Origin of the sequence: Serratia sp. PGPR-27 (genome assembly GCF_022678525.1) — a bacterium.
In the GTDB taxonomy this organism is placed as follows: domain Bacteria; phylum Pseudomonadota; class Gammaproteobacteria; order Enterobacterales; family Enterobacteriaceae; genus Serratia; species Serratia nematodiphila.
In genome coordinates this window covers 17,422-30,118 of sequence record NZ_JALBYS010000010.1, presented here as the reverse complement: position 1 = coordinate 30,118, position 12,697 = coordinate 17,422, and the positions used below count along the sequence as shown (strand labels likewise).

Sequence of the window (12,697 nt, the reverse complement as noted above, 5' to 3'; positions counted from 1 at the left end):
ACAAATAGGAGGGGCCTAATGGCAATATTTTTATTTGGTTTTTGTCTATTGTGTAATTTTATGAATTTTATTGTTATTTTGTTTTTTATTATTATTTTTGTCAGTGACAATTTATCCCCGTTATCTTATTTTATGCGGACGCGCAGGTTTGGTTAAATATCCACTTTGTTATCGTGGTGTTAATGCCAAGCCTATTCAGATTGATAGGCGTAATTGATACGGCTAAAGTATGGAAATTATCCCAGTCTTTATTGGCGAGTGATGAAAATTAACGTCGTCGGCACCAGCGGCAGCGGTAAAAGCACCCTGGCGCGTCAACTGGCGGAACGTCTTGACGTTCCCTATATCGAGATGGACAGACTCTATTGGCGGCCCGAGTGGCAGGGGACGCCCGATGGCGCGTTTCTGGCGCGGCTTGAGCAGACGCTGGCCGAAGCGGGAGGAGGCTGGGTGCTGGACGGCAACTACAGCCGCACGCAACCGATCAAGTGGCGCGAAGTCGATTATATCCTGTGGCTGGACTACGGTTTCTGCCGCACGCTGTGGCAGGCCGTGCGCCGCGCGTACCGCCGCGCGGCCAGCAAAAGCGAGCTGTGGCCGGGCACCGGCAATCGGGAAAGTTTCCGCCGTTCCTTCTTTAGCCGCGAGTCGATCGTGCTGTGGACGATCCGCACTTACTCGAAGAACCGGCGAAAATACCTGGCGGAGATGGCCCGTACCGATATAGGGGGCCGTTTCAAGCGCTTGCGCTCTCCCCGCCAGGCCGCCGATTTTCTACGGACGCTGCCGCAGGCTCACAGCAGCAGGCGGTGATGGATCCTCACCACCGCTTTCTTGATGTGCTGCGGCCGCTGCCACAGGCAGCCGGTCTTATGCGGTTCCATCTGGAAAAAGATCGCGAACATGCCGTGCGTCATGTGCAGCGTTTGCGGGTGGCGTTTGATGTCCAGCAGCAGCAGATCGCTATTTTCTGCATGCGGATGTTCGCGATGCCAGTCGCCCGCCAGGCCGTATTCGATGCGTTCTTCGCCGCTGATCAGCAGATGCAGCGCGATGTACTCCTGATGCATTTCGGCGCGCTTTTCCGCCGTAGGTACGGTGGTCAGCGTCATCACGTCCATAAAGATGTTGTCGCCGTCGATCGGGTGATGGCCCAGCGCCAGTTCGGGCAGGTCGCATCGGCGCAACTCGGTCAGGGTTGAAACCAGCGCCGGCGCGAGTCCGCGGCCGAAGCGTGGGTTGAAAAGGCTGTTGTGAATCACTGTTATTCTCCATGTGAGCGAAAGTCCAAAGAACCTGCGATACAGGCTAAGGGGAAGTATGCCGATTTGTCACGAGGAAAACAGTTAACCCGCCTGCATTCCGGCGTTGCGGACGGCAGGCGAGTCAGGCGATCAGGAAAGGCTTTCGAGGCGCGGTTTGGGGCGAATGGTCAGGGCGGAACCCATGGAGGCGGCGATAATCGCCGCCAGCGCCAACCATTGCACGCCGCTTAGGTGTTCGCCGAGGAACAGCATGCCGGACAGCGCCGCCATCGCCGGCTCCAGGCTCATTAAGGTGCCGAAAGTGCGCGCCGGAATTTTGGGCAGCGCGATGATCTCCAGCGAATAAGGCAGCGCGGTGGAGAGGATCGCCACCGCCAGCGCGACCGGCAGAATATCGAGGTTGAACAGCACGCTGCCGGTTTGCCAGGCGCCGATCGGGCAGAACACCAGCGCAGCGATCAACGAACCGAGCGCCACCGTGCCGGGGCCGTGATCGCCGCCGGCTTTTTGGCCGAAAATGATATAGACCGCCCAGCAGGCGCCAGCGCCGAGTGCACAGGCGGCGCCGAACGGATCGATCCCGCCTACGCCGTGGCCGAGCGGCAACAGGAACCACAACCCGGCGATCGCCAGCGCCACCCAGAGAAAGTCGATCGGCCGCCGCGACGAGAACATGGCCACCGCCAACGGGCCGGTAAACTCCAGCGCCACGGCGATGCCGAGCGGCACGGTGCGCAGCGACAGGTAGAACAGGTAGTTCATCGCGCCGAGCGACAGGCCGTAAATCAGCAGCGGCAAGCGGCTGCCGGCGACGATGCGCATACGCCACGGGCGGAAGATAATGAACAGAATCAGGGTGCCGATGAAAAGACGCAGCGTCGTAATGCCTTCCGCGCCCACGATCGGGAACAGGCTTTTGGCCAACGAGGCACCGCTTTGGATAGACACCATGGCGATGATTAACAGACAGATGGGCAGCAGCGCGGAGGGCGCTCTGCCGGAAGTAGATAACGACATCCTTAACGGGCCTTTTTTGCGCCGTTCCTCAGCCTTGAGAAAACGGTCGAAACGGGGATGCGAGCAGTGTAAATGAAATGGCGAAAATCTGTCTGAGAAAAGCGCGCATCGCGGTGAAATCCGCCGATCCTCGGATGAGATGTGGCGAATTTGGTCAAAAAGTGCGCTTTTTCTTAAGAATTATCTGGATATTAAATTGGTGATTTTTGTCACAGAAAGCCGTAGAATACGGCCGAAAATAGAGCGAAAAGAAGCAGATACACTGTTCTTGAAATCTTCTGTTACACGATATAAAGCATTAGACACTCATTTCAAGGCAGAGTTTCACGCTAATTTTTGTTATATTTTCAAAGCATGAACAAATGGATGTACTTAATAATAAAACGCGTTTGAGGTGGTTATGAAAAAAATTGCATGTCTTTCCGCAGTAGCAGCTTGCGTATTAGCAGTTAGCGCAGGTACCGCATTCGCTGGTCAGAGCACCGTATCCGCTGGCTATGCGCAGGGTGATCTCCAAGGCGTTGCTAACAAGGCCAACGGTTTCAACCTGAAATACCGTTACGAGTTCGACAACAACCCACTGGGTGTGATCGGCTCCTTCACCCACCTGGAAAAAAATCGTTCTGAAAGCGGTTTCTACAAGAAATCTCAGTACGATTCCATCACCGCAGGTCCAGCTTACCGCTTCAACGACTGGGCGAGCATCTACGGTGTGATCGGTGTTGGCTACGGCAAAAACATCGACAACGCCCAGGCTGGCGGTAACAAAGGTGGCAACAGCGACTACGGCTTCACCTACGGTGCAGGTCTGCAGTTCAACCCAATCGAAAACGTTGCCCTGGACGTTGGCTACGAGCAGAGCCGCATCCGCAGCGTGGACGTTGGCAGCTGGAACGTTGGCGTAGGCTACCGCTTCTAAGATTTCTTCATGCCTGCGGGCGTGAATGCGCGGCACAGGTTGCCGCGCGGATAAAAAATCCGCCTTCGGGCGGATTTTTTTTATCTGTCATTAGCCGCTGCGCCCCGTAGGCTGCGTCGAAAAGCGCGCGCTGCGGGCATCGCGCTCATAGCCTTGCGGCTCGGTCAGTAAACCGTACAGCTCGGGGCGGCGTCCGTAAATCCAGCGGCGTCCGGTACTGAGCGGGATCAGCGTCAGATCGAGATCGGCACTGACCAGCCGGTCTTCCGCCGCCCAGGTCTCCGCTACGATGCGGCCGTAGGGATCGAGGATCATCGCATTGCCGGTGCGTACCTCATCGTCATCGCGGCCCACGCCGTTGCTGAATAACAAAAACAGCCCGTTGTCATGAGCGCGCGAGGGCAGCCAGCGCATCAGCCAGCCGCGGCCGTGTTCGCCGCGAAAGGCGGCCTCTATCGCCTGCGGATCTTCCGCTCGCCGCTGCCACAGCGCCTGTGGGATCGGCTTCATGCCGTGCGGGCTGCGCGAATGGGTGCCGCCGGTCTGGTGCGGGGCCATCAACACCTCCGCGCCCAGCAGCGCCGTCGCGCGCACATTCTCCACCAGATTGTTGTCCCAACAGATCAATACGCCCACGCGCACGCCCCAGGGAGTGTCGAACACCGTATAGCGATCGCCGCTGGCGATAGCCGGGTGTTCGAAGGCGTGCAGTTTACGGTGCACATGCAGCGCGCCGTCCGGCAGGCATACGGCGTAGGCGTTGTAGCAACGGCCGTCGTCGCCCAGTTCGATCAGCCCGACGCCGATCGCCATATTGTAACGCTCAGCCAGCGGGCGAATGCGCGCCAGCGAAGGGCTGGACGCGATCGGTTCCGCCAGCGCCCGCACTTCGGCGGCGGACAGATGGCGCACGTGCCAATAGCCGGTGATACACATTTCCGGGAAGGCCAGCAGCTGTACCTGCTGCTCGGCCGCCTGAGCGATAAAGCGCTCGATAGTCGACAGGTTGTAATTCTTATCGTTGGCGCGATGCTGGAATTGCACCGTGGCGGCGCGTAATGAGATGGTCATGGTGTCTCTCCGATTAGGGTCTGCGTTGATTACAGCAGGTGGTTTGATTACTGTATAATCAATTAAATTCCCTATTTGATAACCTAATGGAATGGATATAAAACAACTGCGCGCCCTGGTGGCGCTGGCTGAACAGGGCAACTATCGGCAGGCGGCGAGCTGGCTATGCATCAGCCAACCGGCGCTGAGCAAGCAAATTCAGGCGCTGGAAACCCAGCTCGGCGTTCGATTGTTTGAGCGTGGCCGACAGGGGGCGGAGCTCACCGCCGGCGGGCAGCGGCTCTACCCGGAAGCGCAGGCGCTGGTGGAGCAGTACCAGCAGTTTCAGCGGCGCGCGCGGCGGGTGGCGCTCGGGGAAGCGGGGCGGCTGGCGCTGGGATTTGGCCTTTCCAGCTTTCATCTGGCGCCGCAGCTGGTGGCGGCCTTTCGCCAACGGTTTCCCGAAGTGGCGATCGGACTGGAGGACTTGCCGTCGGAACGCCAGTATCAGCTGTTGCTGCAGGGAGAGTTGCAGGCGGGGTTCGTGCGCTTGCCGGTCAATACGCCGCTGTGCGGCGTGGCATTGCTGAGCGATCGGTTGGTGCTGGCCGCGCCAGGCGCGCTGGCGCTGCGCGCCGACGATCTGATGGCGCGTTTCAATCAGCTGCCGCTGTTGCAGCTGACTCCCAAACGCGGGCGCGGGCTGAGCGATCAGTCGCTGCGGTTTATCGCCGCCCACCGGTTGACGCCGAACGTGGTGCAGCAGGCCGGCGATATCCAGACGTTGCTGGCGCTGGTTGCCGCCGGCGTCGGTGTCGCGCTGCTGCCGCACAGCATCACGCATATCGCGCCGGCCGGCATCGACATTTTACCGCTGAGCGGCGAGGAAACGGAGTGGCAGGTCGGTATCGCCTGGGATCCGCAGCGCGCCGATGCGCTGCGGGACAACTTCATCCAGACGGCGTTGGCGGCGCAACGCGCTTAGGCATTCAAAGCGGGCAATGCATCACGACGATCGGGCTCTGGTGATACTCGCTGCGGTGGCTTTCGCTAAAGCCGACTTTTTTCGCCAGCGCCAGCGAAGCCTGGTTCTCCGGTGAGATGATGCAGACGGTTTGCTTGCCGGGCAGGTGCGTTTTACCCCAGGCCAGCGCCGCCCGCAGCGCCTCGGTGGCGTAGCCTTTGCCGTGCGCCGAGCTCACCAGCGTCCAGCCCATTTCCGGCGCGTCGAGCGCCGGGGTGATGTCGCGCAGGAAGTTGGAGAAGCCGATGCTGCCGAGATACTCGCCGCTCTGTTTGTCACGCACCGCCCAATACCCGTATCCCAACAGCGCCCAGTGGCCGACGTAGCGCATCAGGCGCCCCCAGGAGTCTTCCCGGTCGCGCGGCGTGCCGCCGATATAGCGCACCACCAGCGGATCGGCCCACAGCGCGGCCAGCGAGTCGAAGTCGTCCAGCGTGTGCGCGTCCAGCCGCAGGCGTTCGGTGATAAGCGTTGGCGCGGTGTTGATTACGGTCATGTTGCTGCTCCTGCACAGGGTGAAAGGCGATGAAAAACAACGGCGTTCAGTATGCCAGAGAAATCACACCGCCAGCCACAACAGCCAGGTGAACAGAAAGCCGCTCAGGCCGAGCAGGGTGGTCAGCACCGTCCAGGTCTTCAGGCCATCGGCCACCGACAGCCCCAGATAGCGCGTGACGATCCAAAAACCGGAGTCGTTGACGTGGGAAAGCCCCAGCCCGCCAAAACAGGTCGCCAGCGTCACCAGCACCAGCTGCAGCTGATTCAACCCGCTGACCGCTTCCGACAACAGGCCGCCGGTGGTCAGGATCGCCACGGTGGCGGAACCCTGCGAAGCGCGCAGCGCCAGCGAAATGATAAACGCGGCGGGCACCAGCGGCAGGCCGATGGCCGTCAGCACTTCCGCCAGCGCCTTGCCGACGCCGGATTCCACCAGCACCTTGCCGAACACGCCGCCCGCGCCGGTCACCAGGATCACCACCGCGGCGGTCGGCAGCGCGGCGCCCATTACGTCACCGGTGTGTTGCAGGCTCCAGCCGCGGCGCAGCGCCAGGAAGTAGAAGGCCAGCAGCAGGGCTATCATCAGCGCCACCGCCGGCGACCCCAGCAGCGACAGCGCATCGCGCAGCGCCGAGCCTGCCGGCAACAGCGTGGCGGAGACGGTGCCGAGCATGATGATGGCGATCGGGATGACGATCAGCGCCGCCACCAGGCCAGCGCCGGGCGGGTTGATGCGATCGCTGAGCGGCGCTCGCCCTTCCGGCCGAGGCTCCGGCGCCGCCAGCTGCAGCTGTTCCAGCACCTCTATCGATAACGGATAGGTTTTGCGGTTGAGGTAGTTGGCGGCGAAATAGCCGATCGCGCCGACCGGAATACAGATCGCGAGGCCGATGATGGTCAGCCAACCGATGTCGGCGTTGAGCAGGCCGGCGGCGGCGACCGGGCCGGGGTGCGGCGGCAGCGCGACATGTACCGTCAACATCACGCCGGCCATCGGCAGGCCGAACTTCAGCGGCGACACTTTGGCGACCTTGGCGAAGCCGTAAATAATCGGCGCCAGAATGATAAAGCCGACGTCGAAGAAGACCGGAATGCCGAGGATAAATGCGGCGAGGGTCAGCGCGGCGACGGTATGTTTCGGCCCCAGCCCCTGGCTGAAGCGTTGCGCCAGCGACTCGGCGCCGCCCGAGTGTTCGATCATGCGCCCAAGCATCGCCCCCAGACCGATGATGATGGTTACCGAGCCGAGCACGCCGCCCATCCCGGCGGTCATCACTTTCATCACTTCACCGGTCGGAATGCCGCTGGCCAACGCCACCAGCAGACTGACCACCAACAGCGCGACAAAGGGTTGCACCTTCGCCTTAATCACCATCAATAACAGCAGCACCACGCCGAGTACGGCAATCAGCAACAGCAGAGAGGTAGACATGAAAAAAGCCTTTCGTTGGGTAAGCGTTGGGCACCGCGATCGCCGCGTGGCGATACGGGTGCGTTTCATTGTTATAAAATCGTTTTCCTGGTGTCGGCGTGCGACGTTAGCGGTAAGGCTTCAGCCAGCCGAGCCCGGCGGCGGTGTCGCCGCGCGGCCGGTATTCGCAACCTATCCAGCCCTGATAGCCGAGCGCATCCAGCCTGTCGAACAGCCATGGGTAATTCAGTTCGCCCTCGTCCGGTTCGTGACGATCCGGCACTGAGGCTATCTGGATATGCGCGTAGCGCCCGGCCAGCGTCTCCAGCAGCCCGCTGATATTGCCGTCCACTAACTGCGCGTGGAAAAAGTCGAACTGAATGAACACGTTCGGTCTCTCGATCGCCGTCACCACCTCCGCCGCCTGATGTTGACTGGCGAACAGGTAGTCGGGCTTGACCGGTGGGCTGAGCGCTTCGATCAGCACCTTGACGCCGTGCGGGGCGAAGGCGTCGGCGGCATAGCGCGCATTGGCGATAAAGGTGTCGAGATAACGTTGCCGATCCGCGCCCGCGGGCACCACGCCGGCCATCAGGTGCACGCAGGGACAGGAAAGGGCGATGGCGTAGGCCAGCGCGCGATCGATATCAGCGCGCGCATCTTGCTCGCGGCCCGGCAGCGCCGCCAACCCCCATTCGCCGGCGGCGACATCGCCGGGCGCGGTATTGAACAGCACCTGTTGCAGGCCGTGCTCGCGCAGCTTTTCGGCCAACAGCTCAGCGGGATGCTCGTAAGGGAACAGGAATTCCACCGCGCTGAAGCCTTGTTCGGCAGCGGCAGCGAAGCGCTCGAGGAACGGCACTTCGTTAAACATCATCGATAAATTGGCGGCAAATTTAGGCATGGGTCAGCTCCGTAATTCGGCAATTTCATCATCGGTCAAATAGCGGATCGGACGATCGCCGAGGGTGAAGATCAGCCGCGCCGCATCTTCCATCTCTTCGGTATTGTCCGCCGCCGCTCGCAGGTCTTTACCGGTCACCACCGGCCCGTGGTTGGCCAGTAAAAAGGCGCGGTGGGCCGGCGCCAGGCGCGCCAGATCCTGCGCCAGCCTTTCGTCGCCAGGGCGATAGTAGGGCACCACCGGCACCTTGCCGACGCGCATCACCACATAGGGGGTGAACGGTTTGATGGCGTTGTCGACGTCCAGCCCTTGCAGGCAAGAGAGCGCCGTGAGGTAGGTGCAATGCAGGTGCACCACCGCTTTGCATTCCGGATTGTTCAGATACAGCGCTCGGTGAAAGCTGATCTCTTTCGACGGCTTGTCGCCGGACAGCCAGTCGCCGTTCAGGCTCACTTTAGACAGGCGATCGGCCTGCAGCTCGCCCAGGCAAGAGCCGGTCGGCGTCGCCAGCAGCGCGCCGTCCGGCAGCAACAGCGAGAGGTTGCCGGCGGAACCAGTGGCGTAACCGCGTTGAAAAAACGAGGCGCCGAGACGCACCATCTCTTCGCGCGCTTGCTGTTCGGTCGTCATGCTCATACTGGAAACTCCGTTTGCGCGCGCGAGAAGAAGGCTTCATCGCCAAAATTGCCTGATTTCAGCGCCAGGGAAATCGCCCGATCGCTGGCGCGCACCCAGGGAACGCCGGGAGAAATGCTGGGGCCAATATGGAAGCCGCGAATGCCTAGCGCCTGCGTGACCACGCCGGAGGTTTCGCCGCCGGCGACGATAAAGCGGCTGAATCCCAACCGGTGCAGTTGCACCACCAATTCGGCGAACAGCGCTTCCACCGCCTCGCTGGCGGCGCCACCGTGCTGCCGTTGCGTTTGCTGTAGCGCTTCCGGCGGCGCAGTGGCGTAGATCAGCGGGGCAAGCGCCTCCCCGGCGTGATGCTGCGCCCAGTGCGCCAACTCGGCGGCGTAGGCGGCGCGTGCCTGTGGTTCGAGGCAACGGCCGATATCGATGGCCTGCGCCGAAGCGCGCTCGCGGTAGTGCGCCACCTGCCGGTTAGTCATCACAGAACACGAGCCCGACAGCACTGCTGCCTTTTCCCCCTGCGGCGCGCCGGCTGCCTCAGCCGCACGAGCGCCGCTTTGCGCCCATTGCCGCGCCAGACCGATCGCCAGGCCCGAACCGCCGGTCACCAGCTTCATCGTTTTCAACGCTTCACCCTGAATGAGCAGATGCCGCTCGTTGAGCGTATCCAGCACCGCGTAGCGCACGCCTTCCTGCGCCAATTGGCGCAGCTTCTCGCTGACCGCCTCGGCGCCGCGATCCATTTCCGCCGCCGTCACCAGCCCGCAGCGCCCGGCGGCCTGGGATTCCATCAGGCGCAGCAGGTTGCTGTCGGTCATCGGCGTGACCGGGTGATGACGCATGCCGGATTCAGACAGCAGCTGTTCCCCGACGAACAGGTGGCCCTGATAGACCGTGCGGCCGTTTACCGGCAACGCCGGTGAGACAACCGTGAAATTTTCCCCCAGCGCGGTGAGCAGGGCGTCGGTCACCGGGCCGATATTGCCCTGTGCGGTGCTGTCGAAAGTGGAGCAGTATTTGAAGTAGAACTGGCGGCAGCCCTGTTTTTGCAACCAGGCCAACGCCTGCAACGACAGTTCGACCGCCTGTTCTGCCGGGCAGGAACGCGATTTCAGGCTGATGACCGCCGCCTGTGCGTTTACCTGCGTTTCGTCCTGCGGCACGCCGTTCAGCTGCACCGTCGGCAGGCCGTTTTGCACCAGAAAACTGGCGATGTCGGTCGCGCCGGTAAAGTCATCCGCGATTACGCCAAGCAGCATCAGAGCGCCTCCTTTTTTTGCGGCAGATCGATGCCGGCAAAGATTTTGATTACCGCACTGTCGTCTTCTTTACCGTAACCGGCGTTGCTGGCGGCGGTAAACATGGTGAAAGCGGTGGAGGCCAGCGGCAGCGGGAAGTGCAGCGCCCTGGCGGTATCCGCCACCAGCCCCAGATCCTTGACGAAGATATCCACCGCCGATTTGGGCGTATAGTCGCCGTCGACCACGTGGCGCATGCGATTTTCGAACATCCAGGAGTTGCCGGCGGCGTGGGTGACCACGTCGTACATCACGTCCAGCGGGATGCCGGCGCGGGCGGCCAACGCCATGGCTTCCGCTCCGGCGGCGATGTGCACGCCGGCCAACAGCTGGTGGATGATTTTTACCGTCGCACCCAGACCGATGGTCTCGCCGATGCGATAAACCTTGCCGGCGATGGCGTCCAGCACGGGTTGCAGACGCTCGAAGGTGGCGTCGGCGCCGGCGGCCATCACCGTCATCTGGCCTTCCTCCGCCTTGGCCGCTCCGCCGGAAACCGGAGCGTCCAGCATCGGTAGCCCGTAGTCCAGCAGCCGTTGCTCGATCTGTTTGGCGTCATCGGCGGAAATGGTCGAAGAGACCATCACCGCCGTGCCTGGCTTGAGCTTTGGCGCCAGGCCTTGTTCGCCGAACAGGATCTGTTTCACTTGGACGGCGTTCACCACCAGCAGCAGCACGGCGTCCAACTTGGCCGCGAAGTCGCACGCGCTGGTAGACGCTTGTTGCGCGCCGGCCTGTTGCAGCGTCGCCAGCGCCTGCGGATTCAGGTCCGCCCCGTAGGTGGTCAATCCGGCGCGAAGGCACGAACGCGCCGCGCCCATGCCCATCGCGCCCAGTCCGATGATGCAGACGGCATAATTCCCTGGGTGTGTCATACTGCACTCCTGTTAATTTTAGTGATAATTTGTTTTGTTGTGTTAAATGTAAGCGCTTGGCGACGGTTTATCCGCGATCGATATCACAATAATTAACAATGTGTGAAACGGATTTTTCGTCTGATTTCTGGCCTGAATCAACATTACTATTATGTTTTTAAATAAGTTTATGTTTACCTGGCCTAACTGCGTGCGCCGTCACGCCGCGAAAATTTAGGGCTATCGGCGAACGAAAATTGACGTAAAATCACAATTATTATCACCGCAGCAACGAGAGGGAACCGTGATACCTGTAGAACGCCATCAACAAATTCTTGCGCTGGTATCCGAACGCGGCGTCGTCAGCATTGCCGAGCTGACCGAACGGCTGGGGGTGTCGCACATGACGATCCGCCGTGATTTGCAAAAACTGGAGGAACAGGGCGCGGTGCAGTCGGTCTCGGGCGGCGTACAGGCGCCCGAGCGGGTGGCGAGCGAACCTTCGCACCAGGCCAAAGAGGGGATGTTCAGCCGGCAGAAAATCGCCATTGGCCGGCTGGCGGCGCGACAAATTCCCGCCAACAGCTGTATCTATCTGGATGCCGGCACCACCACGCTGGCGCTGGCGAAACAGATCGGTGAACGTGACGATTTGACGGTAGTGACCAACGACTTTGTCATCGCCGGCTTCCTGATCGAACACAGCCAGTGCCGAATCATCCACACCGGCGGCACCGTGTGCCGGGAAAACCGCTCCTGCGTCGGCGAAGCGGCGGCGCAGGCGCTGCGCGGTCTGTTTATCGATCTGGCGTTCATCTCCGCCTCTTCGTGGAGCATGCGCGGCCTGTCGACGCCGAACGAAGACAAGGTGATGGTGAAGAAGGCCATCGTCGAGGCCAGCCGCCGCCGCATTCTGCTCAGCGATACGTCCAAATACGGCAAGGTCGCGACTTACCTGGCGCTGCCGATCGCCGCCTTTGACGCCGTCATTACCGACGAGGGGTTGCCCGCCGCCGCGCGGGAGGCCATTGAGCACGCGGGGATTGCATTGCTGACGGCGGGAGAAGAGGAATAAGAACGAAGCGGGATCAGGATGAAAGTTCGGTATCGATGCCACGTGCGGGCGGTTCACTGGCTTCAACGCCGCCGCGTTCACGCCATTCGCGGCGCCTTTGTTCCCACCACTCTTCGTGGAAAGCTTGCATCTCTTTCAGGCGCTGTTCCTTAACGTGCTGCTGGTAAGTGTGGGATGCTATGGGGGTTACGCGGGATTTCGATGACATAGAGGCCGTCCTTTATAAACTCTATTTTGTATAAATAATGCCCTTTGTGGGCGTATTTTTTCAACAATAAATCATAAATTTTAGCTAATGCTGGCCTTAACGGTGCGCTTAAGATGAGCCTGGCATGATACTGATAGGCAAACTTGAGAAGGGTTTCCCCGATGCCAACTACGAATAAGCGTTCGCGTTGGAAAAGGGTATAACGCATTGCGGTATAGGTATCGAAAGCTGAGCGCCGATGCCTGTTTGCGTCGCTCAACGCCTTAACATCATAAAACTCCAGAGAGAAAGCATTATTGAGGAGAGCAGTGTCCACATACACTGGGGCAAACCAATGGTGCATGTTTTGCCCAATTTTCTTGAAATCCAAATGATAGATGGCCGTTTTACCATCATCTTTACTTACTGCAATCTGATACCTGTATGTGTCTGCTACCCCTGTGTGTGACTCCCTCACATCAATCTCCATGATAAAATCCTTTTTACTATTATTTTTCCTATAGTTATCCCCTTTGTGACAAACAGATTATTAACCGCGACG

14 protein-coding genes are annotated in these 12,697 nt (G+C 60.3%); 4 read left to right on the top strand and 10 right to left on the bottom strand.

From position 1 onward, the window contains the following. Positions 1 to 261 precede the first annotated feature (261 nt). On the top strand, positions 262 to 813 hold the full coding sequence (locus tag MMS95_RS07735; RefSeq protein ID WP_082996940.1) for a shikimate kinase: 552 nt from the start codon (positions 262 to 264) through the stop codon (positions 811 to 813). Here the strand turns inward: MMS95_RS07735 and nanQ are convergent. Together nanQ and rhtA are read right to left on the bottom strand one after the other, a co-directional pair. Next, positions 795 to 1,262: an N-acetylneuraminate anomerase gene (gene nanQ / locus MMS95_RS07730; protein WP_060558984.1), complete on the bottom strand. Its 468-nt coding sequence runs from the start codon at positions 1,260 to 1,262 to the stop codon at positions 795 to 797. The two genes, MMS95_RS07735 and nanQ, sit on opposite strands and share 19 nt — an antisense overlap. A 132-nt stretch (positions 1,263 to 1,394) precedes the next feature. Next, positions 1,395 to 2,282 (bottom strand): threonine/homoserine exporter RhtA, encoded by an 888-nt coding sequence (gene rhtA / locus MMS95_RS07725; protein ID WP_004939202.1) that lies wholly within the window; start codon positions 2,280 to 2,282, stop codon positions 1,395 to 1,397. 400 nt (positions 2,283 to 2,682) lie between these two features. Here rhtA and ompX point away from each other — a divergent pair, with 400 nt between their 5' ends. Beyond that, positions 2,683 to 3,201 (top strand): outer membrane protein OmpX, encoded by a 519-nt coding sequence (gene ompX, locus MMS95_RS07720; protein WP_004939201.1) that lies wholly within the window; start codon positions 2,683 to 2,685, stop codon positions 3,199 to 3,201. Between the two features lie 90 nt (positions 3,202 to 3,291). Here the strand turns inward: ompX and MMS95_RS07715 are convergent, their stop codons facing one another. Next, positions 3,292 to 4,272 (bottom strand): nitrilase family protein, encoded by a 981-nt coding sequence (locus MMS95_RS07715; RefSeq protein WP_015377158.1) that lies wholly within the window; start codon positions 4,270 to 4,272, stop codon positions 3,292 to 3,294. Positions 4,273 to 4,363: 91 nt separating this feature from the next. Here MMS95_RS07715 and MMS95_RS07710 point away from each other — a divergent pair, with 91 nt between their 5' ends. Continuing rightward, positions 4,364 to 5,236: a LysR family transcriptional regulator gene (locus tag MMS95_RS07710; RefSeq protein WP_085058582.1), complete on the top strand. Its 873-nt coding sequence runs from the start codon at positions 4,364 to 4,366 to the stop codon at positions 5,234 to 5,236. 4 nt (positions 5,237 to 5,240) lie between these two features. On the opposite strand, the gene MMS95_RS07705 is transcribed toward MMS95_RS07710, so the two are convergent. From MMS95_RS07705 to ltnD, 6 genes are all read right to left on the bottom strand, one after another. Beyond that, positions 5,241 to 5,771 (bottom strand): GNAT family N-acetyltransferase, encoded by a 531-nt coding sequence (locus MMS95_RS07705; RefSeq protein ID WP_004939196.1) that lies wholly within the window; start codon positions 5,769 to 5,771, stop codon positions 5,241 to 5,243. A gap of 63 nt (positions 5,772 to 5,834) precedes the next feature. Then, complete coding sequence (locus MMS95_RS07700) at positions 5,835 to 7,205, bottom strand: GntP family transporter (RefSeq protein WP_033633751.1); 1,371 nt, start codon at positions 7,203 to 7,205, stop codon at positions 5,835 to 5,837. Between the two features lie 106 nt (positions 7,206 to 7,311). Beyond that, positions 7,312 to 8,088: a 2-oxo-tetronate isomerase gene (gene otnI / locus MMS95_RS07695; protein ID WP_004939193.1), complete on the bottom strand. Its 777-nt coding sequence runs from the start codon at positions 8,086 to 8,088 to the stop codon at positions 7,312 to 7,314. 3 nt (positions 8,089 to 8,091) lie between these two features. Then, positions 8,092 to 8,724, bottom strand: a complete 633-nt coding sequence (locus tag MMS95_RS07690; RefSeq protein WP_015377162.1) for an aldolase — start codon at positions 8,722 to 8,724, stop codon at positions 8,092 to 8,094. After that, positions 8,721 to 9,980, bottom strand: coding sequence for a 3-oxo-tetronate kinase (otnK, locus tag MMS95_RS07685; RefSeq protein WP_156865353.1), 1,260 nt, complete (start codon positions 9,978 to 9,980; stop codon positions 8,721 to 8,723). Before otnK ends, MMS95_RS07690 begins: the two co-directional genes overlap by 4 nt. Next, positions 9,980 to 10,894 carry an L-threonate dehydrogenase gene (gene ltnD / locus MMS95_RS07680; protein ID WP_242141548.1) on the bottom strand — a complete coding sequence of 305 codons (915 nt, stop codon included), beginning with the start codon at positions 10,892 to 10,894 and terminating at the stop codon, positions 9,980 to 9,982. The genes otnK and ltnD overlap by 1 nt, the downstream gene beginning before the upstream one ends. 283 nt (positions 10,895 to 11,177) lie before the next feature. On the opposite strand from ltnD, the gene ygbI reads away from it, so the two are divergent. Beyond that, positions 11,178 to 11,948, top strand: a complete 771-nt coding sequence (ygbI, locus tag MMS95_RS07675; protein ID WP_049241232.1) for a DNA-binding transcriptional repressor YgbI — start codon at positions 11,178 to 11,180, stop codon at positions 11,946 to 11,948. Positions 11,949 to 12,097: 149 nt separating this feature from the next. Here the strand turns inward: ygbI and MMS95_RS07670 are convergent, their stop codons facing one another. Then, positions 12,098 to 12,625 carry a hypothetical protein gene (locus MMS95_RS07670; protein WP_021504270.1) on the bottom strand — a complete coding sequence of 176 codons (528 nt, stop codon included), beginning with the start codon at positions 12,623 to 12,625 and terminating at the stop codon, positions 12,098 to 12,100. Positions 12,626 to 12,697 lie beyond the last annotated feature (72 nt).

What these genes read in the sequence shown, in the direction of transcription:
- MMS95_RS07735 (WP_082996940.1), top strand. Translation starts at nt 262, where the DNA reads ATGAAAATTAACGTCGTCGGCACCAGCGGCAGCGGTAAAAGCACCCTG.
- rhtA (WP_004939202.1), bottom strand. Translation starts at nt 2,282, where the DNA reads ATGTCGTTATCTACTTCCGGCAGAGCGCCCTCCGCGCTGCTGCCCATC.
- ompX (WP_004939201.1), top strand. Translation starts at nt 2,683, where the DNA reads ATGAAAAAAATTGCATGTCTTTCCGCAGTAGCAGCTTGCGTATTAGCA.
- MMS95_RS07715 (WP_015377158.1), bottom strand. Translation starts at nt 4,272, where the DNA reads ATGACCATCTCATTACGCGCCGCCACGGTGCAATTCCAGCATCGCGCC.
- MMS95_RS07710 (WP_085058582.1), top strand. Translation starts at nt 4,364, where the DNA reads ATGGATATAAAACAACTGCGCGCCCTGGTGGCGCTGGCTGAACAGGGC.
- MMS95_RS07705 (WP_004939196.1), bottom strand. Translation starts at nt 5,771, where the DNA reads ATGACCGTAATCAACACCGCGCCAACGCTTATCACCGAACGCCTGCGG.
- MMS95_RS07700 (WP_033633751.1), bottom strand. Translation starts at nt 7,205, where the DNA reads ATGTCTACCTCTCTGCTGTTGCTGATTGCCGTACTCGGCGTGGTGCTG.
- otnI (WP_004939193.1), bottom strand. Translation starts at nt 8,088, where the DNA reads ATGCCTAAATTTGCCGCCAATTTATCGATGATGTTTAACGAAGTGCCG.
- MMS95_RS07690 (WP_015377162.1), bottom strand. Translation starts at nt 8,724, where the DNA reads ATGAGCATGACGACCGAACAGCAAGCGCGCGAAGAGATGGTGCGTCTC.
- otnK (WP_156865353.1), bottom strand. Translation starts at nt 9,980, where the DNA reads ATGCTGCTTGGCGTAATCGCGGATGACTTTACCGGCGCGACCGACATC.
- ltnD (WP_242141548.1), bottom strand. Translation starts at nt 10,894, where the DNA reads ATGACACACCCAGGGAATTATGCCGTCTGCATCATCGGACTGGGCGCG.
- MMS95_RS07670 (WP_021504270.1), bottom strand. Translation starts at nt 12,625, where the DNA reads ATGGAGATTGATGTGAGGGAGTCACACACAGGGGTAGCAGACACATAC.